Source organism: Amycolatopsis endophytica (genome assembly GCF_013410405.1).
Classification (GTDB): Bacteria; Actinomycetota; Actinomycetes; order Mycobacteriales; family Pseudonocardiaceae; genus Amycolatopsis_E; species Amycolatopsis_E endophytica.
In genome coordinates, this window is the sequence record NZ_JACCFK010000001.1 from 1,123,293 (window position 1) to 1,147,644 (window position 24,352).

Annotated in this window: 23 protein-coding genes; 6 read left to right on the forward strand and 17 right to left on the reverse strand. The window is 70.1% G+C overall.

The features are described from left to right. Positions 1-14: 14 nt before the first annotated feature. The 3 genes from glmM to rplM form a co-directional block, all read right to left on the reverse strand. The gene (gene glmM / locus HNR02_RS05460; protein WP_179772111.1) at positions 15-1,349 is read right to left on the reverse strand and encodes a phosphoglucosamine mutase; all 1,335 of its coding nucleotides are present in this window, start codon (positions 1,347-1,349) and stop codon (positions 15-17) included. A 213-nt stretch (positions 1,350-1,562) separates the two neighbouring features. Continuing rightward, positions 1,563-2,066 carry a 30S ribosomal protein S9 gene (rpsI, locus tag HNR02_RS05465; protein WP_179772112.1) on the reverse strand — a complete coding sequence of 168 codons (504 nt, stop codon included), beginning with the start codon at positions 2,064-2,066 and terminating at the stop codon, positions 1,563-1,565. A 14-nt stretch (positions 2,067-2,080) separates the two neighbouring features. Beyond that, a complete protein-coding gene (gene rplM, locus HNR02_RS05470; RefSeq protein WP_179772113.1) occupies positions 2,081-2,533 on the reverse strand; it encodes a 50S ribosomal protein L13 in 453 nt (150 codons plus the stop codon). A 233-nt stretch (positions 2,534-2,766) separates the two neighbouring features. Between rplM and HNR02_RS05475 the strand changes: the two genes are divergently transcribed. Together HNR02_RS05475 and HNR02_RS36420 are read left to right on the forward strand one after the other, a co-directional pair. Next, positions 2,767-3,630: a hypothetical protein gene (locus tag HNR02_RS05475; protein WP_179772114.1), complete on the forward strand. Its 864-nt coding sequence runs from the start codon at positions 2,767-2,769 to the stop codon at positions 3,628-3,630. A 5-nt stretch (positions 3,631-3,635) separates the two neighbouring features. Further along, the gene (locus tag HNR02_RS36420; protein ID WP_312860910.1) at positions 3,636-4,319 is read left to right on the forward strand and encodes a DUF4333 domain-containing protein; all 684 of its coding nucleotides are present in this window, start codon (positions 3,636-3,638) and stop codon (positions 4,317-4,319) included. A gap of 69 nt (positions 4,320-4,388) precedes the next feature. Here HNR02_RS36420 and HNR02_RS05485 read toward each other — a convergent pair whose 3' ends face one another. From HNR02_RS05485 to eccCa, 4 genes are all read right to left on the reverse strand, one after another. After that, the gene (locus HNR02_RS05485; RefSeq protein ID WP_376772921.1) at positions 4,389-4,670 is read right to left on the reverse strand and encodes a WXG100 family type VII secretion target; all 282 of its coding nucleotides are present in this window, start codon (positions 4,668-4,670) and stop codon (positions 4,389-4,391) included. Positions 4,671-4,736: 66 nt separating this feature from the next. Beyond that, entirely contained in the window at positions 4,737-5,054 is a 318-nt protein-coding gene (locus tag HNR02_RS05490; protein ID WP_179772116.1) for a WXG100 family type VII secretion target, read from the reverse strand. A gap of 162 nt (positions 5,055-5,216) precedes the next feature. After that, a complete protein-coding gene (locus tag HNR02_RS05495) occupies positions 5,217-7,133 on the reverse strand; it encodes a type VII secretion-associated protein (protein ID WP_312860911.1) in 1,917 nt (638 codons plus the stop codon). A 115-nt stretch (positions 7,134-7,248) separates the two neighbouring features. Continuing rightward, entirely contained in the window at positions 7,249-11,265 is a 4,017-nt protein-coding gene (eccCa, locus tag HNR02_RS05500) for a type VII secretion protein EccCa (RefSeq protein ID WP_179772117.1), read from the reverse strand. Positions 11,266-11,574: 309 nt separating this feature from the next. Here eccCa and eccD point away from each other — a divergent pair, with 309 nt between their 5' ends. Next, positions 11,575-12,939, forward strand: a complete 1,365-nt coding sequence (gene eccD / locus HNR02_RS05505; protein WP_179772118.1) for a type VII secretion integral membrane protein EccD — start codon at positions 11,575-11,577, stop codon at positions 12,937-12,939. Positions 12,940-12,962: 23 nt separating this feature from the next. Continuing rightward, positions 12,963-14,399, forward strand: a complete 1,437-nt coding sequence (gene mycP / locus HNR02_RS05510) for a type VII secretion-associated serine protease mycosin (RefSeq protein ID WP_179772119.1) — start codon at positions 12,963-12,965, stop codon at positions 14,397-14,399. Positions 14,400-14,632: 233 nt separating this feature from the next. Here the strand turns inward: mycP and eccB are convergent, their stop codons facing one another. Next, positions 14,633-16,258, reverse strand: coding sequence for a type VII secretion protein EccB (eccB, locus tag HNR02_RS05515; RefSeq protein ID WP_179772120.1), 1,626 nt, complete (start codon positions 16,256-16,258; stop codon positions 14,633-14,635). 484 nt (positions 16,259-16,742) lie between these two features. On the opposite strand from eccB, the gene eccE reads away from it, so the two are divergent. Both eccE and HNR02_RS05525 read left to right on the forward strand, forming a co-directional pair. Beyond that, positions 16,743-17,921 carry a type VII secretion protein EccE gene (eccE, locus tag HNR02_RS05520; protein WP_179772121.1) on the forward strand — a complete coding sequence of 393 codons (1,179 nt, stop codon included), beginning with the start codon at positions 16,743-16,745 and terminating at the stop codon, positions 17,919-17,921. After that, entirely contained in the window at positions 17,918-18,637 is a 720-nt protein-coding gene (locus HNR02_RS05525; RefSeq protein WP_179772122.1) for a hypothetical protein, read from the forward strand. Before eccE ends, HNR02_RS05525 begins: the two co-directional genes overlap by 4 nt. A gap of 671 nt (positions 18,638-19,308) precedes the next feature. Here the strand turns inward: HNR02_RS05525 and truA are convergent. From truA to infA, 9 genes are all read right to left on the reverse strand, one after another. Next, positions 19,309-20,145, reverse strand: coding sequence for a tRNA pseudouridine(38-40) synthase TruA (truA, locus tag HNR02_RS05530; RefSeq protein WP_218903532.1), 837 nt, complete (start codon positions 20,143-20,145; stop codon positions 19,309-19,311). Between the two features lie 65 nt (positions 20,146-20,210). Further along, positions 20,211-20,792 carry a 50S ribosomal protein L17 gene (gene rplQ / locus HNR02_RS05535; protein WP_179772123.1) on the reverse strand — a complete coding sequence of 194 codons (582 nt, stop codon included), beginning with the start codon at positions 20,790-20,792 and terminating at the stop codon, positions 20,211-20,213. 78 nt (positions 20,793-20,870) lie between these two features. Beyond that, positions 20,871-21,938, reverse strand: coding sequence for a DNA-directed RNA polymerase subunit alpha (locus tag HNR02_RS05540; RefSeq protein WP_179772124.1), 1,068 nt, complete (start codon positions 21,936-21,938; stop codon positions 20,871-20,873). A gap of 91 nt (positions 21,939-22,029) precedes the next feature. Further along, positions 22,030-22,635, reverse strand: a complete 606-nt coding sequence (rpsD, locus tag HNR02_RS05545; RefSeq protein WP_179772125.1) for a 30S ribosomal protein S4 — start codon at positions 22,633-22,635, stop codon at positions 22,030-22,032. Positions 22,636-22,658: 23 nt separating this feature from the next. Then, the gene (gene rpsK / locus HNR02_RS05550; protein ID WP_017986633.1) at positions 22,659-23,060 is read right to left on the reverse strand and encodes a 30S ribosomal protein S11; all 402 of its coding nucleotides are present in this window, start codon (positions 23,058-23,060) and stop codon (positions 22,659-22,661) included. A 15-nt stretch (positions 23,061-23,075) separates the two neighbouring features. After that, complete coding sequence (locus tag HNR02_RS05555) at positions 23,076-23,279, reverse strand: hypothetical protein (protein ID WP_179772126.1); 204 nt, start codon at positions 23,277-23,279, stop codon at positions 23,076-23,078. Then, positions 23,276-23,656: a 30S ribosomal protein S13 gene (gene rpsM / locus HNR02_RS05560; RefSeq protein WP_017986631.1), complete on the reverse strand. Its 381-nt coding sequence runs from the start codon at positions 23,654-23,656 to the stop codon at positions 23,276-23,278. Before rpsM ends, HNR02_RS05555 begins: the two co-directional genes overlap by 4 nt. 205 nt (positions 23,657-23,861) lie before the next feature. Beyond that, positions 23,862-23,975 (reverse strand): 50S ribosomal protein L36, encoded by a 114-nt coding sequence (rpmJ, locus tag HNR02_RS05565; protein WP_004558882.1) that lies wholly within the window; start codon positions 23,973-23,975, stop codon positions 23,862-23,864. Between the two features lie 32 nt (positions 23,976-24,007). Beyond that, complete coding sequence (gene infA, locus HNR02_RS05570; RefSeq protein WP_005443304.1) at positions 24,008-24,229, reverse strand: translation initiation factor IF-1; 222 nt, start codon at positions 24,227-24,229, stop codon at positions 24,008-24,010. Positions 24,230-24,352 lie beyond the last annotated feature (123 nt).

The window sequence follows — 24,352 nt, forward strand, 5'->3', positions numbered from 1 at the left end:
AGTTCGCAGACAGTTCACGAGACCGACGAGACGACCCCCGCGAGCCGGTCCGCGGCGGTCTGCGCGATGTCCTGCGCCGGAGCCTCGACCATCACCCGCACCAGCTGCTCGGTGCCGGACGGGCGCAGCAGGACACGGCCCTCGTCGCCGAGTTCGGCCTCCACGGCCTGGACGGCCTCGCGCACCAGGTCGGACTTCGCGACCGTCGCCTTGTCCGTGACCCGCACGTTCACCAGCACCTGCGGCAGCTTGCGCATGACCCCGGCCAGTTCGGCCAGCGGCTTGCCGGTCGAGGCGACACGGCTCATCACGCGCAGCGCCGTGAGCAGGCCGTCGCCCGTGGTGGCCAGCGCCGGGAACACCACGTGCCCCGACTGCTCGCCACCCAGCGCGTAGCCGCCCGAGCGCAACTCCTCCAGCACGTACCGGTCACCGACGGCGGTCGTGCGCAGGGTGACCTCGTGGTCCCGCATCGCCAGGTGCAGGCCGAGGTTGCTCATCACGGTCGCGACGAGGGTGTCGTGCGTCAGCTCGCCGCTTTCGGCCATCGCCAGCGCGAGGACCGCCATGATCTGGTCACCGTCCACCAGCTCACCGGAAGAGTCCACGGCCAGGCAGCGGTCGGCGTCACCGTCGTGCGCGATGCCCAGGTCGGCGCCGTGCTCGACGACCATCGCCTGGAGGTCCTCCGGGTGCGTGGAACCGCAGCCGTCGTTGATGTTGATGCCGTCCGGGCCGGCGTGGATGGCGATGACCTCGGCGCCCGCTTTGCGATAGACCTCCGGCGCGGCGAACGAGGCCGCTCCGTTGGCGCAGTCGACCACGATCCGCAGCCCGGTCAGCGGGTGCGGGGTCGCGTCGAGCAGGTGGTCCGTGTAGCGCTCGATGGCGTCGTCGACGTCGGTGACGCGGCCGATCCCGGCGCCGGTGGGCCTGCCGCCATTGCCGTCCAGCCCGGCCTCGATCTCGTCCTCGATGCCGTCCGGCAGCTTGTGCCCCCCGGAGGCGAAGAGCTTGATCCCGTTGTCCGGCATCGGGTTGTGCGATGCGGAGATCATCACGCCGAGGTCCGCCTCCAGCGCGCCGACGAGGTAGGCGACGGCGGGCGTCGGCTGGATGCCCACGCGCAGGACGTCCGCGCCGGCCGAGGCGAGGCCCGCCACCACGGCAGCCTCCAGCATCTCGCCGCTGGCGCGGGGGTCGCGTCCGACGACCGCGACGGGGCGGTGCGAGCGGTCGTGCGCGGCGAGCACGCGGGCCGCGCTGGCCGCGACGGACAGCGCCAGCTCCGGCGTCAGCTCACCGTTGGCCAGGCCCCTGACCCCGTCAGTGCCGAAAAGGCGAGCCATCTGATCCTCTCCTCGAGCCGTGCGACCCCGACAACCTAGCGTCCCCCCCGTTCGACGGTAACGCTCACCTCGGACATCGTCGGGAGGGTGCGTTCCGCTGCACGGACGTGCTTTTCGCACGTTACACACGCACCCTGCGTGTCACTTGTGCGTGAACGACGAAGGCGCCCACCCGGAACCGGATGGGCGCCTTCGCAGGCAGCTGGGCGCGGATCAGCGCTTGCTGTACTGCGGAGCCTTGCGGGCCTTCTTGAGGCCGTACTTCTTGCGCTCGGTCGCACGCGCGTCGCGGGTCAGGAACCCGGCCTTCTTCAGCGCGGGACGGTCGTCGCCGTCGACCTCGACCAGGGCGCGGGCGATCGCCAGGCGCAGCGCACCGGCCTGACCGGAGATGCCGCCGCCGTCGAGGTTGCCGAAGACGTCGAACGACTCGGGCTTCTCGACGGTCACCAGCGGCTCACGGATGAGCTGCTGGTGCACCTTGTTCGGGAAGTACTCCTCGAGGGAGCGGCCGTTGAGCTTGAACTTGCCGGTGCCCGGGACGAGCCGCACGCGGACGACGGCCTCCTTGCGACGGCCGACGGTCTGCGCGGAGCCACCGGCGGCGCGCGACGGCCGCGGGGCGGCGGGCGTCTCGCTGGTCACGACCGCGGCCTCGGTGGCCTCGGCCGCGGGGGCCTCGGCGGCCACTGGGGTCTCGGTCTCGGTGCTGGTCACAGACACTTCCTCACTCACTGGGCGACCTGCGCGATCTTGGTGATCTGGAACGGCTGCGGCTGCTGCGCGCCGTGCGGGTGCTGCGGGCCCGCGTAGACCTTCAGCTTCTTGGCCTGGGCGCGGCCGAGCTTGTTCTTCGGCAGCATGCCCTTGACGACCTTCTCGAGCAGCCGGTCGGGCCGGGTGTCGAGCAGCTCGCCGAAGGAGCGCTTGCGCAGACCGCCCGGGTAGCCGCTGTGCCGGTACGCGAACTTCTGGTCGCGCTTGTTACCGGTCAGGCGGACCTTCTCGGCGTTGACGATGATGACGAAGTCACCGGTGTCCACGTGCGGTGCGTACGTGGGCTTGTGCTTGCCGCGCAGCAGCGTGGCGACCTCGGTCGCGAGCCGGCCGAGCACGACATCCTCGGCATCGATCACATGCCAGGCACGGGTGACATCGCCAGGCTTAGGGCTGTACGTGGGCAAGGGTTTACCTCGTGGTCAACGGTGCGTTTGGGGTCGGGTGCGCGCCCAGCACGAGATACCTGCTGCACGCACAACGACATATAAAGATACCCGCCGGGTTCGGCGACCTTGAAGGCGGGGTGTCCCGGGCTTACATACTAGGGTTACGCGAAGTCGACAACACGGTAATCCGCCTGGAGGGGGCCACCGGCGTGTCCGCGCGTACGAGATCAAGCCTACCGAGGTTCACCGCGGTGCTCGCCACCGCGGGCCTGCTCGCCACGACGCTCACCGCGTGCGGCAGCGCCGTCGCCGGCACACCCGTGCCCAACGGCGAGGACGCCGCCACGTACGTGAGCGCGAAGTTCGACGACACCCTCGAAGGGCTGTCCGACCAGCTCAACCAGAACGAGACGCGCAAGACGCGGACCGACACCGTGGTGCGGTTCGACGAGAAGCGGATCAACCAGACGATCAGCGCCGTGCAGCTCGGCCACCCGCCCGCCCGGCTGAGCCGCAACCACTCGAACATCCGCTCGGACGAATACCTGGACTCCTTCCACCCCGCGGACAGCCCGGTGGAGTACCTGCAGCTGGGCCCGCTCTACGCCGGCCTCGCCCCGACGCCGTGGGTGCAGATGCCCTACACCGCAGGCCAGTACAACGAGTGCTACTGGGAGGGCATGCAGAGCGTGTGCAAGCTGCTCGGCTCGATGCAGACGGCGGTCGAGGCCGGGCGGGCCATGCAGAGCGCGAACAGCAAGCCCGACGGCAGTCTCGAACTGGTCGCGAACGTCAGCCTGTCGGCGTTCATCGAGCAGGACGTGGTGACCTTCCCGGCGACGATCGAGAACGAGTTCACCGCCGACATGAAGGCCCAGACCTTCCGCACCCGGGTCACGCTCGACCCGCGGGGCAAGCTCACCGAAATCCAGATGCAGGGCAAGATCACCGGCAACGGCCACGAACTGGAGGTCGACATCCACTACCGGCTGGACGGCACCCCGAGCGAGAACGACCTGCCCAAGGTGCCGGACCCGTCGCAGGTCACGGTGCTCTCCAACAGCGCAGCGGTGAACGACTTCTACGCCCGCATGGGCGAGATCCAGGGCGGGTGAGCGCCGTGAACCAGCCGGGGTGGTGGGATCCGCACACGCGGCAGTGGGTCCCGCAGGCCGATCCGAACGCGCCGCGGGGCGGGCCGGGGCAGCAGCCATGGTCCGCGCCGGGCCAGCAGCCTGCGGGCGCGCCGACGCCCCCGCAGGCTCCGCAGGGATGGGGGCAGCCCGGACAGTGGAACGTGCCGCAGGGCGGACAGCAGGGAACCCCGAGCGGCCCCTTCCCGCAAGCACCCGGCACGCCGAGCGGCCCCGTCCCGCAGGCCGCGCCGTCGAGCGGTCCCATTCCGCGGCAGGGCCCGCCGACCGGCCCCCAGCCCGGGCAGTGGCAACCGAGCTACGGCGGGTTCGGCGCGTTCGGTGAGCAGAAACCGAAGCGCTCCAAGAAACCGTTCCTCATCGGGGGCGCGGTGATCGTCGTGCTGGCCGCGGCCGGTGTCGGGGCGTGGCTGCTCGGCGTGTTCCAGGGCGACACCCTCGACCAGGCCGCCGTGCAGGACGGCGTGACGAAGGTGCTGCGCGAGGACTTCGGCGAAGGGGACGTCAAGAACGCCCAGTGCCCCGAGGGACAGCCCGTCGAAACGGGTACCACGTTCGAATGCTCGGTGACCGTCGCGGGACAACCGAAGAAGGTCACCGTGCGCGTGCTCAACGACCAGGCGCAGTACGAAGTGGGAATGCCGCGCTGACGAAAAACCAGTGATACCAACGAAAAGAGCCCCAGCGCGACGCTGGGGCTCTTCCACGTTCAGCCGGAATCAGCCGCCGAACATCTTGGTGATGCCGGTGTCGGTCGACTGGTAGCCGTCCGCGATCTGCGGCAGCGCGGTGGCGATGCGGGCCAGGAGGCTCTTCATGTCCTCCAGCGCCTTGTTCCACTCGTCCTGCCGGTCGTGCCACGCCTGCATGGCGTCACCGGTCCAGCTGCCGGTCAGCGGCTGCAGGTCCGACTTCAGCTGCTCGAACAGGTTCTCCAGCTCGCCGCCGGTCTTGGTGCAGTCTTCCGCCGCCTGGTGGATGGTGGCGTAATCGACCTTCATCGGTCCCGACATGGTTGTCCTTTCTGGTCTGGAAAGTCAGGTGGGGTGACGGCGCTCAGGCCGCGATCACAGGCCTTCGAGCGCGGCCTGGAGCCCGCTCAGCTGCTGGTTGACGTCCTGGTCCTGCACCTCGTACTGGACACCGGACGACTTGAGCATCTCGCCGATGTGCTCGAGCGCGTCGTTCAGCTTCGCCGACTTCTGACCGAAAGCGTCCATGACCTCCTGGAACACCTTGGCCGCCGGGCCGGTCCAGCCGGCCTGCGTCGCCTCGATGTTGTTGGCCAGCTGCATGAGGTTCTGGTCCATCGCCAGCTTGGCCTCGGAAACCTTCAGGTGCGCGGCCGCAAATTCTGCCGGATCCCCTTCGAAACCGCCTGCCATGAGGATTACCCCCTTCGTTCGTGGTGTCGTCCGCAACGATCCCAACCGCCTACGGGCTTACGACGACGACCTTGCCATGGCCGGTTCCACCTTGTCCCGCTTTGCGCGGAAGTAGTTGCGAGAGTGAATGCCGCGCTCACCCGGACGTGTGCTCGTGCAATTTCAGACGCTGATGTTCAGCGAACGAATCACTTGTGTGCACGCGTTGTTCACCCGATCCCGCGCGGACTCATTCGCGTACACGCATCCGATGTTCACCTGGACATTGCCCTGCGCGAGCGCGTACCAGTCGATCGCGGCGTTCTGGTCCGACACGGCCTGGTGGTAGAAGACCACCTTCCGGCCGGCGTAGGTCGCGTTCGGGTCGAATCCGGAGTATTCGGCGGCGTTCGCCGCGATCTGCGCGCTCAGCTCCGACACCAGACGGCCGGGGTCCGCCGACGCGTCGTAGGACAGCGGGTGTTCCTGCACCGTCACCGAGTCGAGCCGGTTCTGCGCGTCGGCCGGCCTGATCAGGGTTTCGCGCTGACTCGGCTCGCCGCCCGTCTGCGTCCAGTCCGGCGGCGCCGTGAACTGGTAGTGGTACTGGGCGATGACCTTCCCCGGCGGCGGCTCGTCGTCGCCGTCCGCGGTCAGCACGAGCAGAAGACCGGCGGCCAGCGCGGCGACGAGCACGACCGCGCCGCCGATGATCCACGACAGCTTCGATGTGCGGGCCGGCGCCACCGCCGTCGCCGGAATCCCGCGCGGTGGCGAACCCGGCCCGTGCTGCGCCGGACGCGGTGGGCCCGGCGGCGGGCGCCGCACGCCCCGCGGGTTCTGCCGCGGCACGGCCGGGCCGCTGAACCCGCCGGGCGGAGTCGGCGGGCGCGGGGAGAACCCGGGGCGCGGCGTGTTCGGGTTGCGCACGACCTCCGTGCGCTGCTCGGCGAGCTGCCGCGCGGGCGAGCGTGATGGCGGCGCGGACGGGGCCTTTTGGACGGCGAGCAGCGCGCCGCGCGCCACGACCGTCTCCGGCTGGTCCAGTGTGGTCGGCACGACGCCGGTACGTTCGTGGATCAGGCGCGAGACCATCGGGATCCGGCTCGACCCGCCCACCAGGAAGATCGCGGTGAGCTGCTTCGGCCGCAGCTCGGCCTCCTCGATCGCGGCGCAGGTCAGTTCCACCGCGCGACTCAACGGCGCCGCCACCAGCCGCTCCAGATCCTCGCGCGTGACGTGCGCGTCGGCGAACGGCGGCGGCATCGGGACATCGGTGTAGGCGTGGCGGGACAGCGTTTCCTTGGCTCCGCGCACGTCCTGGCGCAGCACGCGGCGGCGGCGCCGGTCGGCGAGTTCCCTGCCGTCCACCAGCTGCCGCCAGGCCTCCGGATCCGCCGACGAGACCAGCCCACCGACGTGCTCCAGCAGCAGCTGGTCGACGTCGGCGCCGCCGAAGCTGGGATCGCCCCGCGTGGCCAGCACCTGGAACCCACCCCGGTGGCCGGGCACCCGGCTCACCACGCTGACGTCGACGGTGCCGCCGCCGAGGTCCAGAACGGCGAGGGTGGCGCCGGGCCGGTTGCTGATCTCGACCGTGCGGTCGGAGTTGATCTCCTCCGGCGCGAACGTCGCGGCGTGGAACACCGCCGCCGCGACCGGTTCCGGAACGAGCGTGACCTCGCGGGCCAGCCCACCCGCGGCCTGGCGCAGCAGCCGGGTGCGGACCGCGCCCCAGTCCGCGGGGTGGGTGAGCACGAGCAGGTCGACCTCGGCGCCGCCCGCCAGCCGCCGGGCCTCGCTCACGGCACGGTCGAGGACCGCGTGCACGACGTCGGTGACGCGCAGGACGCGTTCGCCGAGCAGCAGCTCGCCCTCGTCGATGCGGCGCTTCGGGTTCGGCTCGTACCGCGACGGATCCATCGCCGCCTGGCGGTCGGCCTCCTGCCCGACGAACAGGGTGCCGTCGGGTGCCGCGTAGACGGACGAGGACATCAGCGGCTGCCCGTCGACGACCGCCACCTGCGGCGGGCGCCCGTTGAACGCGGCCACCACGCAGGTACTGGACGTCCCGAAGTCCACTGCGACGTGCAACGTCACGACGCGCCTCCGTGCCGCGCCGCACGAACACCCGCCACGCCGCGGGCTGACCGTCCCCCGTGGACCCGCCGTGGGGCGTACCCGCCCGAATCCGGTCCACAGTGGACGATACGGGTCACTCCGGCTGGATCCACGACACCTGCATGAGCTGCTTGCCGATCTTGCGGCTGACCATGGTGCCGCGGCCGGGCGGCATCGGGCCCGGTTTGACGTTGCCCAGCAGCTGGCCTTCGTCCTTGCTGCCGTTCATCACGATGCCCGGCGCCGCGATCTCCTTCAGCTTGCCGATGATCGGGTCGTAGGACGCCCGCGACGCGCCACCGGTACGCCGCGCGACGACCATGTGCAGGCCGACGTCCTTGGCCTGGGCCAGGAACTCCGAGAGCGGCTTGAGCGGGTTGGACGTCTGCGTGGCCACCAGGTCGTAGTCGTCGACCACGATGAACAGTTCCGGGCCCTTCCACCAGGACCGGTTACGCAGCTGCTCCTGCGTGACGTCCGGGCCGGGCAGGCGCCGCGTCATCGACCCGACGATGTCCTTGATCATCCCGTCGAGCTGGTTGGACGACACCGCGTAGCCGAGCAGGTGGTTGCCCTCGACGAAACCGAGCATCGTGCGGCGGTAGTCGACCAGCACGATGACGGCTTCCTTGGCGGTGTAGCGCTCGGTGATCCCGCGGGTGATCTGGCGCAGCAGGTTCGTCTTGCCGGACTCGCCGTCGGCGAAGGCGATGAAGTGCGGGTCGGCCTCGAAGTCGAGGTAGACCGGGGCCAGTTCGTCCTCGTTGATGCCGATCGGCACGAGTTTGGTGTGCCGCTGCTTGTCCATCGACAGCACGTCCTCGTACGACACCATCTCCGGCAGCAGCCGCACCTGCGGCGCCGGACGGCCCGGCCACGCGGACTTGATCTTGGCGACCGCGTCGGCCACCCCCGCGCCGATCGTCTCCGGATCGCTGGACCCGTCGATGCGCGGCAGCCCGATCAGCATGTGCAGCCGGTCCCGCGTCAGCCCCCGGCCGGGGCGGCCTTCGGGCACGTTGACCGCGACGCGGCGGTCGATGTCGGACTCGCTGGGGTCACCCAGCCGCAGCTCGAACCGGGTGCCCAGCATGTCCTTGATGGCCGGGCGGATGTCGGCCCAGCGGTTCGCCGACACGATCACGTGCACGCCGTAGGCCAGACCGCGCTGGGCCAGCGCGGTGATCTGCGGCTCCAGCTCCTCGAAGTCGTCCCGCAGCGCCCGCCATCCGTCGACGATGAGGAACGCGTCGCCCCACGGGTCCTGCTCCGGGGTGATCTCACCGCGGCGCTTGCGGTTGCGGAACTCGGCCATCGAGTCGATCCCGAGCTGACCGAACAGACCTTCCCGCTCGTTGGCCAGCGCGTTGAGCTCGGCCACGATCCGGCGCGCCTTGTCCGGCTCCCGCCTCGCCACCGCGACACCACCGACGTGCGGCAGCCCGGACAGGCCGGCCAGGGTGCCACCACCGAGGTCGATGCCGTAGAACTGCACTTCCTCGGGGGTGTTGGCCAGCGACATCGACATCATCAGCGTGCGCAGCAGGGTCGACTTGCCCGACTGCGGGCCGCCGACGATCACGCCGTGCCCTGCCGCGCCGGAGAAGTCCGCCCACAGCGGGTCACGCCGCTGCTCGAAGGGCCGGTCGACGATCCCGATCGGCACCTGCAGCTTGCCGTTGCCGAAGAACCCCACCGGTGACAGACCGCGGTCGTCGGTCGGGTTGAGGTTGGGCAGCAGGGTGTCCAGCGAGTTCGACTCGTCCAGCGGCGGCAGCCACACCTCGTGCGCGGGCGGCCCCTGTCCGATCAGCCGGTCGACGATGACCTCCAGCTCGGTGGGCTCGGTGCCCTCCTCCTGCTGGGGCTTGGGCGCCGCCTCCACCCGCACCGGCTCCGGCTCCGGCTCCGGCTCCGGTGGCAGTTCGACGAAGTCCGGCACGAACAACTGCGGCCGCTTGTCCGCCCGCACCACGTTCGCGACCGGCCCCGCGGCCTGCATCCCGGCAGGCCGGTACGGACCGGACACGTAGGACGCCTTGAACCGCACCATCGTCGAGGTGTCGTACTTGAGGTACCCGGAACCCGGGATCGAGGGCAGCTCGAACGCGTCCGGCACCCCGATCGCGGCGCGCGATTCCGCCGCGGAGAACGTCTTCAGACCGATCCGGTAGGACAGGAACGTGTCCAGACCACGGAGCTTGCCCTCCTCCAGCCGCTGCGACGCGAGCAGCATGTGCATCTGCAGCGACCGGCCGACGCGGCCGATCTGGAGGAAGATGTCGATGAAGTCCGGCTTCGCCGTCAGCATCTCGGAGAACTCGTCGATGCAGATGAACAGGGCGGGCAGCGGGTCGAGGTCGGCGCCGTTCTCCCGGGCCTTCTCGTAGTCCCACACGTTCTTGTAGTTGCCCTTGGCCAGCACTTCCTGGCGCCGGTTGACCTCACCCGCGATGGCGTCCTTCATCCGGTCGACCAGTGTCAGGTCGCCCGCCAGGTTGGTGATGGTGGCGGCCACGTGCGGGGCCTTGTCCAGGCCGAGGAACGTCGCACCACCCTTGAAGTCGACCAGGATCATGTTCAGCGCGGTGCTGGAATGCGTGGCCAGCAGGCCCAGTACCAGCGTGCGCAGGAACTCCGACTTACCGGAACCGGTCGCGCCGATGCACAGGCCGTGCGGGCCCATGCCTTCGGCCGCGGCCTCCTTGATGTCCAGCTCCACCGCCTGGCCGAACTCACCGATCCCGAACGGCACCCGGTAGCGGTCCCGGATCGGGCGCGGCCGCCACGCCTGCTGCACGTCGAACGTCATCGGATCGCCCGGGATGCCCAGCAGTTCCAGCAGCGTCGGGTTGGACAGCAACGGCTCGTCCTCGGTGGCCTCCTGCGCCGCCGACCCCACCCGGTACGGGGCCAGCTTGCGGGCCAGCGCCTCGCATTCGACGACGCTCAGGGTGTCCGGCTTGCCGAACCACTCGATCCCGCCGCCGCTGCGCGCGCCCACGCGTTCCTTTTCCACCACCAGGCGCAGGCCACGGCGGGCGGCGAGGTTGCCCAGTGAGTCGGACAGGTCGACCAGCGTGACCCCGACCAGGCCCTCCTCCAGGATGATCTGCTCCTCGCGCGTGACCTCCGCGTCGTCCAGCACGATCACCACGTGCGGCTGGTCCGGCGACGGCGTCGCGTTGCGGGAGAACCGCGGCCGGTCGCGCAGCTCCGCGTCCAGCCACTGCTCGATCTGAGCCAGCGACCCCGACATCATCCGCAGCTGGCCGATCCCGTCGGCCAGTTCCGGGTGCTGCACGTGCGGCAGCCACTTCGCCCACTCCCACTCGGCCTTCGCCCGGCCCGTGGTGGCGAACGCGATCAACACGTCGTCACAACTGTGGAAGGTGACCAGCTGGGCCAGCATCGCCCTGGTCAGCCCGCGGGTCAGCTCCTTGTCACCACTCAGGCTCACCGCCGCGAAACCACGCAACGTGATCTGCGTCGGCAGGTCCGGCACGATCGAATGCGCGCGCACGAACCGGCGCAGCGCCAGCGTCGCGATCGGCTCCAGCTCGTCCACCGGGCCCGTCTGCGGCGGCACCAGCCGTGTCGCCAGCCGGTGCGAGCTGCGGCCCACCCGCAGGTGCAGGAAGTCCTGGTCGTTCTGGCGGCGCTCCCACATCCGGCGCGACGCGGCCAGCGACCACAACGCCTGCGGATCCGGGTGCACCCACTCCAGCGCGGCCCGCTGGTCCCCCATCGCCTCGCGGGCACGTTCCCGCATCTGGCCGAGGTAACGCAGGTAGTCCTTGCGGTCCTCGTTCATCTCGGCCTTCTTGGCCCCACCGGACTTGCCGCCGCCCGCGAACATGCCGCCCATCGACATGAGCATCATGAGCGGGAACATCAGCGTCAGCGGGCTGCGCGCGGCCGACCCGCCGGTGGTGAACATGACGGTGACCATGCCGAGCGTGGCCACGATCATGACCACCGGCATCATCTTCTGGACGACGTTGCCCGGAATGGTCCGCGGCACCTCGGGCGGGGGTTCGAGGTGCACCTCACCTCCCGGTGGGCGCGGCGCAGCAAGCCGTGGTGACCTCTTGAACTGCAGCGTGCTCACCGAAGGGTCCCCTCTTCGACTCGATGTTGCCCTGCTCCTCCAGCGCCCACACGGTAGCGAACACCGGCCCCGTCCAGGGCCGAGACCGCACAAGCGGCACCGAATGCCTGAAACCACCCCCGTGGCGGAGCCAGGTGCAGTAATACTAGGACCGCCCACCGACAGTCCGGAACGATCCGCGGGCACCGGGTGGGCAGGAATTCACGGGCGGCGGCTGACTCGGACCGGGTCGTTCGGTATAAGTAGCCCGCAGCATTCTCTCGGGTAGGGGGCAGGCAAGTGGCAACGGGCACGACGGTATTCAGCAGGGTGACAGTGGTCGCGCCCCGCACCAGAATCGACGTGGCACTGCCCGCCGACGTCGCGGTCGCCGACCTGATGCCGATGCTCCTGGACATGGCCCGCGAGACGGCGCCGGACGGTGGCGCCCGCCACGGCGGCTGGGCGCTGGCCAAACTGGGCGACGCCCCGCTGGACCCGAGCCGCACGCTCGCCTCGCTCGGCATCGTCGACGGTGACCTGTTGCAGCTGCGCAAGCGCAACGAGAACCCGCCGCCGCCGCTCTACGACGACGTGGTGGACGCGATCGCCGACGCCCAGCCGGACACCTTCCGGCCGTGGACCAAGGAGACGGCGCGGCGCATCGGCCACATCGCGGGCGGGCTGGCGCTGTTCACGGCGGCGCTGGCCCTGTTCATGGGCGGCCCCTTCTTCGGCGGCAACGGACTGGCCGCCGCACTGACCGCGGGTGTCGCCGCGATCGCGTGCCTCGCCGTCGGCGCGACGCTGGCCAAGGCATACCAGGCCGAGGCGACCGGTGTGGTGATCGCGGCCGCCGGCGGGTTGCCGTTCGCCTTCGTCGCGGGCTTCTCCGCCGTGCCCGGGATGACGGTCCGCGCGAACCTGCTGCTCGCGAGCGGTCTCGTGGTGATACTGGCCGCGGTCGCCATCATGGTCGTGGGCGCGGGCATCACGACGTTCATCGCCGCCGCCACGGCCGGGGTGATCGGCGTGATCGCGTTCACCGTCGCGACCCTGATCGCGCATCCGGCCGCCGGCATCGCCGCGGGCACCGCGGCAGGCTCGCTCGCCCTGATCTCCCTGCTGCCGCGCGCCACGATCTGGCTGGCCAAGCTGCCGCTGCCGCACGTGCCCGGCACCGCGGAGGAACTCAAAGAGGACACCACGTTCCCGGACTACACCGAGATCGAGCGCCGCACCGCCGTCGCCCACAACTACATGACGGGCCTGCTGATCGGCTGCGGCAGCGCGACCGCGATCGCCGCGATCATCACCGCGACCGCGCCCGGTGTCTGGGGCATCCTGACCGCGGCCGTCGCGACGATGGTGCTGCTGCTGCGCGCCCGTTCCTACGCCAACGGCAGCCAGGCCGTGGCGCTGCTGACCACCGGCATCGTGTCCGGTGCCGGCATCCTGATCGGCTGGCTGGGCACGCAGGCGCCGATAGGGCGTCTGCTGTGGGTGTTCGGCGCGCTCGTCATCATCGGCGCGGGGTCGCTCGTGGTCGGGGTGATCTTCCCGAACCAGCGCTTCTCGCCGCCGCTGCGCCGCACGGTGGAGATCTTCGAGGCCATCTGCATCGCCACCGTGCTGCCGCTGGCACTGGCCGTCATGGACCTCTACGCGACGCTGCGTCACATCTCGTTCGGCTGAGCATGACTCGAGGGGAAACGCACGTGCGCAGACTCGGGGTGCCCGGCCGGGTGGCGACCGTCATGCTGGCGGGGTCGATCGGGGTGCTGGCGACCGGAACGGCCGAGGCCCAGAGCGGGTACTGGGCGGTGCCGCCGCCCTACGTCGCCAGCTACCTGCCGGGTGACGGCGGGGGCCACAACAGCTTCGACTACCAGCCCAAGAACGCCTGTGTGACCCGCGACCTGGGGCAGCAGGACGTCGTGCTGCGGGAGAAGCCGTGGGGCCAGCAGTACCTGCAGATCGACGAGGCCCAGCAGCTGGTGCGGGCCAAGACCGGGTCGGCCGGTGGCGGTGTCCGCGTCGCCGTGATCGACACCGGGGTCACGCAGCACCCGTACCTCAAACGGCTGGAGGGCGGCGGTGACTACGTCGTCGCCGCCGACAACGGCCTCAACGACTGCGACGGTCACGGCACCGAGGTGGCCGGGATCATCGCCGCGAGCACACCGGCCGACCAGATCGGGTTCACCGGGGTAGCGCCGGACTCGACGATCGTGTCGATCCGCCAGTCCAGCCAGAACTACACCAAACCGGACTCGGCCGGTGGCACGAGCGGTCAGCAGACCGGCGGCCGCCAGCAGAACGACGCCAACGGCGCGGGCACCACGCAGTCGCTGGCCCAGGCGATCGTCCGCGCGGTGAACCTGCACGTCGACGTCATCAACATGTCGGTGGACAACTGCCGCCCCGCGGACGGCTCGATCACCGAAGGCGAGCGTGCCATCCAGGCCGCGGTGCGCTGGGCCGTGGACAACGACATCGTCGTGGTCGCCGCCGCGGGCAACACGTCGGAGACGTGCCCGCAGAACGACCAGGCGGACCCGAACAGGCCGCGGTCGATCGTGACGCCCCCGTGGTTCTCCGACGACGTCCTGTCCGTCGCGGCGATCGACGAGACCGGCGGCGTCGCGCCGTTCAGCGTCAACGGACCGTGGGTCAGCGTCGCCGCGCCCGGCACCAACATCATCTCGCTGGACCCGTCGAAGGGCTCGTCGCAGCTGGCGAACCAGACCATCGAGAACGACAAGGCCACCCCGATCCAGGGCACCAGCTTCGCGGCACCGTACGTGGCCGGGGTCGCCGCGCTCGTGGCCGCGCAGTACCCGCAGCTGTCGGCACGGCAGATCATGAACCGCATCCGGGTGACCGCGCAGCACCCCGGCGCCCAGGGCGGACGCGACAACTTCACCGGCTACGGCGTGGTGAACCCGGTGGCGGCGGTGACCGCGATCGTGCCGTCCGAGGAAGGCGTGGCCGCGGCGACCGCCGAGCAACTGCCGTCCGGGATGCCCGACGACGGGGGCAAGAGCTGGGCGCCGATGACCGTGGCGCTCATTGGCACCGGCGGCGGGCTCGTGGTGCTGCTCGTGGTGATGTTCGTCATGCGGACCATCCGCCGAACACGCCCGACGCGATAGGCGAGCGCCAGCGAGCTGCCGTGCCCTGAACGGAGCTGGGTGGTCATCCCGAAGCCGCCCGTGCGGCGAGGACTATCTCCCTTGGTCTTTAGAGCCCCCGGCAGGCGAGGCTCAGGATGGGGGCGGAGGTCTGGGGCCGTCGCGTGCGGCTTCCGTTGCCGGGTAACGGTTTTCGTGTGGGCAAAGGAACACCCCGCACAGCGGGTGCCGCGCGGGGTGTGTCCTGTGTGGAGTCAGTTGCCGGAGGAGCCCGAGCTGCCCGTGGCCCCGGCCTGCTGTTGCCGGCTGGGGAAGGTGCCCGCGTTGGGGGAGACCGGGACGGAGTCGTAGCTGCGTTGCGCGTCCTGTGAGTTGAGGGATGCGCCGGTCGGAAGCAGGCGCACGATCGCGTCCGGGGCCGGCCTCGGGTCGGTCAGGCCCAGTGCGTTCGCCGTGTTCGCGTCCGGGACGCCGTAACGCAAACCGCGGTCGGTGACCAGGGAGATCGGGCCCGTGGCGAACGACTGCTTCGACGTCGCGGAGCGGATCACGGCGCCGCGGCCTGGGGGCATGTAGAAGTTGTCGATCTTGAGGCCGTCGGGACTCGGCTGGCCGATCTTGATCAGCTTCGCGTCGGCGGGAACCGGGAGCTGGGTTCCGATGTAGACAGCCGTCTGCTGGTCCTCGGTGGCCGGGTCGCCCGGGTTGACGACGTTCCAGCCCAGGCAGGTGACCGGGCTCTGCGACGGGTCCAGCACGGTCGGCAGCTTCGAGGGCATCGTGTCGACCTTGAGCGCGTCGCCGTCGCCGGGCTGGATCTGGCGGATGCTGCTGATCACGTCCGGACGGACCTCGATCGGGCGCGGCGCGGAGTTGGAGTCCGACGAGAACCGGATCAGGTCGGCCACCGCCGGGGACACCCGCTGGATGCCGTTCTGCAGGATCACGTAGCTGTCGCTGGCGCCGCTGGACAGCGGGACCGCGAACACGTCACCGACGCTGAGGCCGAAGTTCTGCAGCGCCGAGAACTGCGACGAGCCGCCCTGCCCCGGGATCGTCGGCGGGGTGAAAGGCGTCACCTGCGGGATGGCGTTCAGCAGGCCGATCGAGATGCGGCGCGCGTTCTGCGGGTTCAGGCCCAGCGCCGCGTAGACACCGGCGCGGCCCGGGTCCAGCTCGGCCCGCACGGTGTTCGCGTTGGGCTGGTTCGGGTTCTGCTCCAACCGGTAGATCAGGTACTGCTTGCCGTTCTCCGCGGTGGCCAGTACGGCCTCGTCATCGCTCAGTTCGCGTCCCGGATTCGGCACACCGGCGAGCACCGTCGTGGCGTTCGTCGCCTGCTGCAGCGCGAGCTGCGTGGGCAGATCGGAGCGGATGGTCAGCTGGTCGCACACCGCCCAGTCGTCGGAGATCCGCTGGTCGGTCGAGGGCAGCAGCTGCGGCCCGTCCACGATGCCGGTCAGCCGCCCGCGCGGGATGTCCTTGAGCTGGTCGTCGGGGACCACCGACGGGGCCACCGCGGACGTCGCCCCGCCGCTCTGGCCCTGCTGCGACATGAGCAACAGCCGGGCCGACGCGAGGTTGAAGGTCGGGATGAGCTGCTTCGGGTTGCCCGCCACGACGTAGATCGCGCCGGACTCCTTGCCGATGACGATGTTGCCGGAGTCCGGCACGGCGGGCTTCGGGCTGATCAACCCGAAGATCACGAAGCCGACGACACCGAGCAGGGCCAGGAGGAAGCCGACGATCGTCGCTCTCCCGTGCGTCCGCATCGGATCGTGGAGCATGACCGAGTCACGCCGGACCAGCGCGGACTGCATGCGGCGCAGGACGAACTGGTAAGCGTGAACTTGCGATTTCGTTGTCGGTGTTGACGGCATTCTCGACCTACTGCTCCCCGAGTCGCGGTACGGTTCCGCAGGATAGCGGTACGGGAATGGGGCGGTGTGGGTTTCTCCCAACTCCGGCTAGGGTCAGGTTCCCGGCCGACTGTCCTGTCGGGGTCGCGAGAGGTACGAGGGGAAGAACGAGCGGATGTCGATCACCACTCCGCCACGTCCGGGCGGGCCGACGGGTTCGCCGCCGCCGAGGGGCCGTCCGCAGGGTCCGCCGCCGCGCCAGGGCAGGCCGGGAGGACCGGCAGGCGGGCCGGGAGGCCCCGCCGGACCACGCGGCCCCGGAGGCCCGGGGGGACCCGGAGGCCCCGGCGGTCCAGGCGGGCCCGGTGGCCGCGGCCCCGGAGGACCGGGTGGTCCCGGTGGCCCGAGCGGTCCGCCGCCCGCGCAGCCGCCCGCCGAACGCCCGGCACCGGTCGCTCCCCCGGCACGCCGCCGCGTCCTGAACACGCGGCTCGGCCCGATCCCGGTGACCAACCTCGTCGTGCTGGAGATCGGGCTGGCGATCGGCCTGATCCTCATCGCGATCAACGAGTCACTGCTCTACGTCGGCATCGGCGTGCTCGCCGTCGCCTTCATCGTCGCGATCCTGCGGTGGGGCGGTCAGTGGTTCACCCAATGGGTGGGTCTGACCATGCGGTACTCGTTCCGCGGCCACGACAGGGCGTCGACACCGCCCAAGCCGGACGCACCGGCCATCGCCGCCGGTGAGGTCTCCGTCACCGGCCCGGAGGACACGCGCGTCAGCCTGCTCCGGCTCGTCGTGCCGGACCTCGTGGTCGCGCACGGCAAGGACCACGAGCTGCAGGAAGTCGGGCTCGCCTGGCACGACGGCACGTGGACCGCGGTCCTGCTCGTCGAGCCGGCGCCCGCCCTGATCACGCAGGCGGGCGGGGCGCCGAGCCTGCCGCTCTCGGCGCTGGCGCCGACGCTGGAGGACCGCGGCGTCGTCCTGGACTCCATCCAGATGATCTGGCACTGCTACCCCGGCAGCGCGGCCCTGCCCGCCGACTCACCTGCCCTGACGTCCTACCTGGAGGTCCTCGGCCCGCTGCCCGCCGCGGCGCGGCGCACGACGTGGGTCGCGATCCGGCTGGACCCGCGGCGCTGCCCGGACGCGATCCGCGAACGCGGTGGCGGCGTCGTCGGCGCGCACCGGGCGTTGATCGGCGCGCTGTCCCGGGTCCGCAACGCCCTGGAGTCGCAGGGCGTGCCGACGCGTCCGCTCAGCCCGGACGAGCTGCTGCGCGCGGGCATCTCGGCCGCGGAGCTGACCGCGGCCGTCGCCGGGGGTTCGCGGGTGACGTTGAAGGAGAACTGGACCAGCGCGACCGCGGCGGGCATCGGTCACGCCAGCTACGCGATCAGCAGCTGGCCGAAGGGCAAGATCACGACCACGCTGAACGCGCTGACGAGCGTCCGGACGCTGTCCTCGACGGTGGCGATGGCCATTTCGCCCGCGGAGGACGAGGGCAAGGTCGCGCTGCGTGGCGTGGTCCGGGTGAGCGCACGCAACCCGCGTGAACTGGACACCGCGGACGAGCGGCTCAACTCGCTCGCCGACCGCGCCGGCGTGTCGCTGACCCCGCTGCGGGGCCTGCAGATCGACGCGCTCGCCGCGACGATGCCGATGGGAGGCACCGCATGAGCCTGCGGCTTCGTGACCCGGGCCGTCACTCGGGTGTCGCGCCGGAGTTCGTGGTGGACCCGGTGCTGCTGGACGCGGTCAGCCCGTCCGGTGACCGGGGCGGCATCGTCGTCGGTTCGGGCCTCAAGGGCGAGCCGCTGACGATCTCGGCACTGCGCGCCCAGCCGACGCGCATCGTGCTGGTCGGTGGTCTGTACCTGGCCCGGCAGGTTGCGCTGCGGGCGATGGCCGTCGGGGCGTGGGTGACCATCGCCACCGGTCGCCCCGCGGCCTGGCAGGTGCTGCCGAAGGCCGCGGGCCAGTCGAACGGCCGTCCGTCGCCACTGGTGACGATCCGGCGGCTGTCACCGGTCGAACTGCCGCGCCCGTCGGAGGACGCCCCGCTGCTCGTGGTCACCGACGGCGGCCCGACCCCGCAGGACCTGTTCCCGCCCCGCTCACCGTGGCACACGACGGTCTACGTGCTGCCCTACCTGCACCCCCAGGCCACGACGATCGCGAACGCGGCCGATGTCGTGTTGATGCAGCGCCTGCCCGCCGGACAGGCCGATCTGGCCGCCCGGATCTGGCGCCTGCCGCCCCAGATGGTGCGCCAGTTGACGACGTTGAAGGACGACCAGGTGGTGGCGCTGGGCCAGAACCTGTGGCGGCCGTTGCGTTTGGTGACGACGCCGAAGGAGCAGCAGCTGCTGGGACCGGTTCGTCGCGGGGATTGAGGCAGGTCTTGTAGCCGCTACGCGGGTTTCTCAAGCGCCGGGCTCGCAAGCTCGCAGTCGATTGCCCCTCCCGGACCCGATCCGTCAGTGTTTTGGCGATCGAGCAGACGCGTCAAGGCGGGAAAACGTGCCTTGACCCGCCTGATCGACCGCCAACGACGGCCGGGGATCGGTTGCGGGAGAGGAAAGCCCGGCAGACAAGGCGCCGGGTCGCCTCCGCGCTGCCGGGCGCAGCCCGCGAACGTGGAGTTCGGCAAACACGGCGCCCCGAGCGGCCAACACGCCGCCGGGAACGGCAAACACGGTGCCCGGAGCGGCCAACACGGCGCGGCGCGCGGCGTGTTGGCCGCTCCGGCTGGCGTGTTTGCCGTTCCGGTTGGCGTGTTGGCTCTTCCGGGCGGCGTGTTTGCTCTTCCGGGACACCACTCACCCGCACAACCGCCGCCCGGCAACGGAACCCGGCCACCCAGCCGCCCAGTCCTCCCCCGCACCCCGATACACAGCCCAGTTCTGCGGCCGATCAGGCGGAGTCAAGGTACTCTTTCCCGCCTTGACACCGCCTGCTCGGCCGCAGAAACAATGAAAAATCGGGGCGGCCACAGTCCCTCCGCGTAGCGGCTCCACACCCCAACCCACACCCCTGTGGACAACCCCTGTGGATTGTGGATAACTCAGGACGCCTCGGAAGCCGCGCGCATGTTCCGCGTCTGCTCCGCCCGCACCGCCAACTCCGAATCCGCCGGGTAGTCGACCCCGATCAGGGTCAAGCCATGCGCCGGAGCCACCGCACTGTCCCGCACCCCACCACGCAGCAAATCCGCCGGCCAGGAAACCGGTCGTCGACCATCCCCGACCAGCAGCATCGCGCCCACCAGGCTGCGGACCATCGAGTGACAGAACGCATCCGCCGAGACCTGGGCTTCCACGACGTGCGTGTCGATGCGCCGCCACGTGAAGCGTTGCAGCTCGCGGATCGTCGTGCCGGTCGCGCGCTGCTTGCAGAACGCGGCGAAGTCCCGCAGGCCCAGCAGTGCCTCGGAAGCCTCGTTCATCGCCGTCAGGGACAGCGGGCGTCCCCACGCGAGAGTGTCGAACCGGTGCAGCGGATCGACGCCCCAAGCAGCGTCGGAGACCCGGTAGCGGTAGTGCCTGCGTACCGCGGAGAACCGGGCGTCGAAACCCTCCGGAGCCACCCGCGCGTCCAGCACCCGCACATCGCCCGGCAGGAACCGGTTCCAGCGGTGCTGCATCCGCTCCAGATCGGGAATGCCACGGGAATCCACCGTGATGCGTCCCGCCGGGCCGGTGAACGGCTCCACGTCCGCGTGCACGACCTGCCCGGTCGCGTGCACCCCGGCGTCCGTACGGCCCGCCACCACGACCGACTTCGGCACGGCGGCGCCAGGGGGCTGCTTGGCGAGCGCCTCCTCCAGCAAGCCCTGGACCGTCCGTCGCCCCGGCTGGCGTGCCCACCCCGAGAACCCCGTGCCGTCGTAGCTGACGTCCAGGCGCAGACGAACGAGCCCGCCCTCCCTGTCGGGAGAAGCGGGCTCGTCGCGGGAAAACTCAGCCGTCAGGACTCGTCCTTCTTGGCGTCGTCCGTCGTCTCGGCAGCAGCCTCATCGGCGCCTTCGGCCGGGTCGGCGGTCGCCTCGGTGGTGGCCGACTCGGGCGCCTCGGCGTCCTGGTCGGTCGTCTCCTCGGCCTTGGCCTCCTCGGCAGCGGGAGCCGCGGCGGCGGGGGCCTCGTCCTTGGCGAACTTGGTCCCGCGAGCCTTCTCGGCCTCCGAGGTGACGGTCTTCTCGGACACCAGCTCGATGACCGCCATCGGGGCGTTGTCGCCCTTGCGCGGCAGCGTCTTGGTGATCCGGGTGTAGCCGCCCTTGCGGTCCGCGAAATGCGGGCCGATCTCGGCCAGCAGCTTGTGGACCACGTCCTTGTCGCGGATCACGCGCTGGATCTGACGCCGGTTGTGCAGGTCGCCGACCTTCGCCTTGGTGATCAGCTTCTCGGCGAGCGGCCGCATCCGGCGGGCCTTGGCCTCGGTCGTGGTGATCTTGCCGTGCTCGAACAGCGACGTGGCGAGGTTCGCCATCATCAGCCGCTCGTGGGCCGCGGATCCACCGAGACGGGGGCCCTTCGTGGGGGTGGGCATTGCTTCTCCTCGTAAATCCGGCCGCTGTCAGGCCGGCGCCCGCCCCGCACGATCACTCACCGGGGCGGGCGGCCGTCCTTACAGCTGCTCCGTCTCTGCGTAGTCCTGGCCGTCGTCGTGGCCGTTGTCCGACAGACCGCCGACACCCTCGGCGGACCAGCTCTCGCCGCCCTCGTAGGAGGCAGCGGCCGCGGTCGGGTCGAACCCGGGCGGGCTGTCCTTCAGCGAGAGGCCGAGGCCGACGAGCTTCATCTTGACCTCGTCGATCGACTTCGCACCGAAGTTGCGGATGTCGAGCAGGTCGGCCTCGCTGCGCGAGACCAGCTCGCCGACCGTGTGGATGCCCTCGCGCTTGAGGCAGTTGTACGACCGGACGGTGAGGTCCAGGTCCTCGATCGGCATCGCGTAGGCGGCGATGGTGTCCGCCTCCTGCGGCGACGGGCCGATCTCGATGCCCTCGGCGTCGACGTTGAGCTCACGGGCCAGCCCGAACAGCTCCACCAGCGTCTTGCCCGCGGAGGCGACGGCGTCGCGCGGGGTGATCGACGGCTTGGTCTCGACGTCCACGATCAGCTTGTCGAAGTCGGTGCGCTGCTCGACACGGGTCGCCTCGACCTTGTAGGTGACCTTCAGCACCGGCGAGTAGATCGAGTCGACCGGGATCCGGCCGATCTCGGCACCCGCCTGCTTGTTCTGCTGGGCAGGCACATACCCGCGGCCGCGCTCGACGACCAGTTCGATCTCCAGCTTGCCCTTGCCGTTGAGCGAGGCGATGTGCAGATCCGGGTTGTGCACGGTGACACCGGCCGGCGGCACGATGTCGGCAGCGGTGACCTCACCGGGGCCCTGCTTGCGCAGGTACATGGTGACGGGCTCGTCCTCCTCGGAGGACACGACCAGTTCCTTGAGGTTCAGGATGATGTCGGTGACGTCTTCCTTCACCCCGGGGACCGTGGTGAACTCGTGCAGCACGCCGTCGATGCGGATGCTGGTCACCGCCGCGCCCGGAATGGACGACAGCAGCGTGCGCCGCAGCGAGTTGCCGAGCGTGTAGCCGAAGCCGGGCTCCAGCGGCTCGATCGTGAACCGGGACCGGGTGTCGTTGATCGGCTCTTCGCCGAGGGCCGGTCGCTGGGAAATCAGCACTTTCTTCTCTTCCTTTCCTGCCGACGCCCGCCATATGACGCCGAAAGGGATGGCGAAGCGGCGGCACGCGGGTGCGCGCCGCCGCTACCGATCACTTCGAGTAGTACTCGACGATCAGCTGTTCCTGAACCGGAACGTCGATCTGCGCACGCTCGGGGAGCTGGTGCACCAGGATGCGGAGGTTCGACTGCACGACCTGCAGCCAGCCGGGGATCGGCCGGTCACCGAAGGACTCCTTGGCGGCCACGAAGGGCAGCATCTGAGCCGACTTCGGCCGCACGTCGATGATGTCGAACTTCTCGACCTGGTAGCTCGGGATGGTCACCTTCACGCCGTTCACGGTGAAGTGACCGTGCGCCACCAGCTGACGCGCCTGACGACGGGTCCGGGCCAGACCGGCGCGGTACACGACGTTGTCCAGGCGCGACTCGAGGATCTGCAGCAGGTTCTCACCGGTCTTGCCGGGGCGACGCGCGGCGTCCTTGTAGTAGCGGCTGAACTGCCGCTCCAGGACGCCGTACGTGTAGCGGGCCTTCTGCTTCTCCTGCAGCTGGAGCAGGTATTCGGACTCCTTGACCCGGCCGCGGCCGTGCTGGCCGGGCGGGTAGGGGCGACGCTCGAAAGCCTGGTCGCCGCCGACGAGGTCAACCTTGAGGCGCCGCGAGATGCGAGTCGCGGGGCCGGTGTAGCGAGCCATGTGTTGTTACTCCTCCCCGTTCCTCAGACCCGGCGCCGCTTGGGCGGGCGGCAGCCGTTGTGGGGCTGCGGGGTCACGTCCTGGATGGTGCCGACCTCGAGACCGGCGGCCTGCAGCGAACGGATCGCCGTCTCCCGGCCGGAGCCAGGGCCCTTGACGAACACGTCGACCTTCTTCATCCCGTGCTCGGCGGCCTTGCGGGCCGCGTTCTCGGCCGCCATCTGGGCGGCGAACGGGGTGGACTTGCGAGAGCCCTTGAAGCCGACGTGGCCGGAGGAGGCCCACGAGATCACAGCACCGTTCGGGTCGGTGATCGACACGATGGTGTTGTTGAAGGTGCTCTTGATGTGAGCGTGGCCGTGGGCCACGTTCTTCTTTTCCTTCCGCCGGACCTTCTTGGCCCCGGCGCGAGCCTTGGGTGGCATGTTCGGGTGTTTCTCCTAGCGCGAGTTGTCGGTCTGTGCGGCGGCAGCGGCGGCCTCGCGGGCCTCCCGCTGTCCCTGCCGGATCAGCGAGCCGGCGTCGGTGTAGAGCTGGCGAAGCGCCATCGGGCGGGCATACAGGGCCTTCGGCGAAACGCACGAATTGTTGCGGCGGCGCACCTGCCCGGCGCCGGCAACGACCTTCTTGCCCTGGATGCTCACTTCTTGCCAGCCTTCTTCTTGCCGGCGACCGTCTTCTTCGGGCCCTTGCGGGTACGGGCGTTGGTCTTGGTCCGCTGACCGCGGACGGGCAGACCGCGGCGCCACCGCAGGCCCTCGTAGCAGCCGATCTCGATCTTGCGACGGATGTCGGCCTGCACCTCGCGGCGGAGGTCACCCTCGACCTTGAAGTTCTCTTCGATGTGGTCGCGCAGCTTGACGAGGTCGTCGTCGGTCAGGTCACGCACCCGGGTGTCCGGGTTGAGCGACGTGGCCGCGATGAGCTCCTTCGAGCGCGTACGACCGATGCCGTAGATGTAGGTCAGCGCGATCTCCAACCGCTTTTCGCGGGGGAGGTCGACGCCGGCGAGTCGTGCCATGGCGCTTGATGCTCCTTCTGGTGTTTCGTCACTCCAGGTGTGCTCCCCGCCCGGTTCCGGGACCGACTCGCGTGTCGTCCGGAGCACTTGCGTGTCCGGTGTCCCGGCCCCGGCCTGGAGTCCGGGGGTCGGCCGGGCCGTGCGGCCCGGCAGGTGCGGGGAGGGTGTTCAGCTGTCCGTCCGCTCTGCGTCGCGCAGGCGGTGATCAGCCCTGCCGCTGCTTGTGCCGCAGGTTCTCGCAGATCACCATGATCCGGCCGTGGCGGCGGATCACCTTGCACTTGTCGCAGATCTTCTTGACGCTCGGCTGGACCTTCACGTCTCCTGCTTCCTTATGCGTTGCTCACCGTGTCACTTGTAGCGGTAGACAATGCGACCGCGAGACAGGTCGTACGGCGACAGCTCGACGACGACCCGGTCCTCCGGGAGGATGCGGATGTAGTGCTGCCGCATCTTGCCGCTGATGTGTGCCAGGACCTTGTGACCGTTCTCCAACTCGACTCGGAACATCGCGTTGGGGAGTGGCTCGATGACCCGACCCTCGACCTCGATGGCCCCGTCTTTCTTAGCCATGTCCTCCGCGTTTCGTGACTTGGTAGAGCAGCGAGTGGCTTCTCTTTCGTACCCGGCACACACGCCACCCCGACCCCGAGAACCCGAGCATTCATGAACACACTGCGAGCACACTGGAACCGG

Bases quoted from the DNA above. Each gene is read 5' to 3' on its own strand.
- glmM (WP_179772111.1), bottom strand. From the start codon at position 1,349: ATGGCTCGCCTTTTCGGCACTGACGGGGTCAGGGGCCTGGCCAACGGT.
- HNR02_RS05485 (WP_376772921.1), bottom strand. From the start codon at position 4,670: ATGAAGGTCGATTACGCCACCATCCACCAGGCGGCGGAAGACTGCACC.
- HNR02_RS05490 (WP_179772116.1), bottom strand. From the start codon at position 5,054: ATGGCAGGCGGTTTCGAAGGGGATCCGGCAGAATTTGCGGCCGCGCAC.
- eccB (WP_179772120.1), bottom strand. From the start codon at position 16,258: ATGCCGTCAACACCGACAACGAAATCGCAAGTTCACGCTTACCAGTTC.
- HNR02_RS05525 (WP_179772122.1), top strand. From the start codon at position 17,918: ATGAGCCTGCGGCTTCGTGACCCGGGCCGTCACTCGGGTGTCGCGCCG.
- rplQ (WP_179772123.1), bottom strand. From the start codon at position 20,792: ATGCCCACCCCCACGAAGGGCCCCCGTCTCGGTGGATCCGCGGCCCAC.
- rpsD (WP_179772125.1), bottom strand. From the start codon at position 22,635: ATGGCTCGCTACACCGGCCCCGCGACTCGCATCTCGCGGCGCCTCAAG.
- rpsK (WP_017986633.1), bottom strand. From the start codon at position 23,060: ATGCCACCCAAGGCTCGCGCCGGGGCCAAGAAGGTCCGGCGGAAGGAA.
- rpsM (WP_017986631.1), bottom strand. From the start codon at position 23,656: ATGGCACGACTCGCCGGCGTCGACCTCCCCCGCGAAAAGCGGTTGGAG.
- infA (WP_005443304.1), bottom strand. From the start codon at position 24,229: ATGGCTAAGAAAGACGGGGCCATCGAGGTCGAGGGTCGGGTCATCGAG.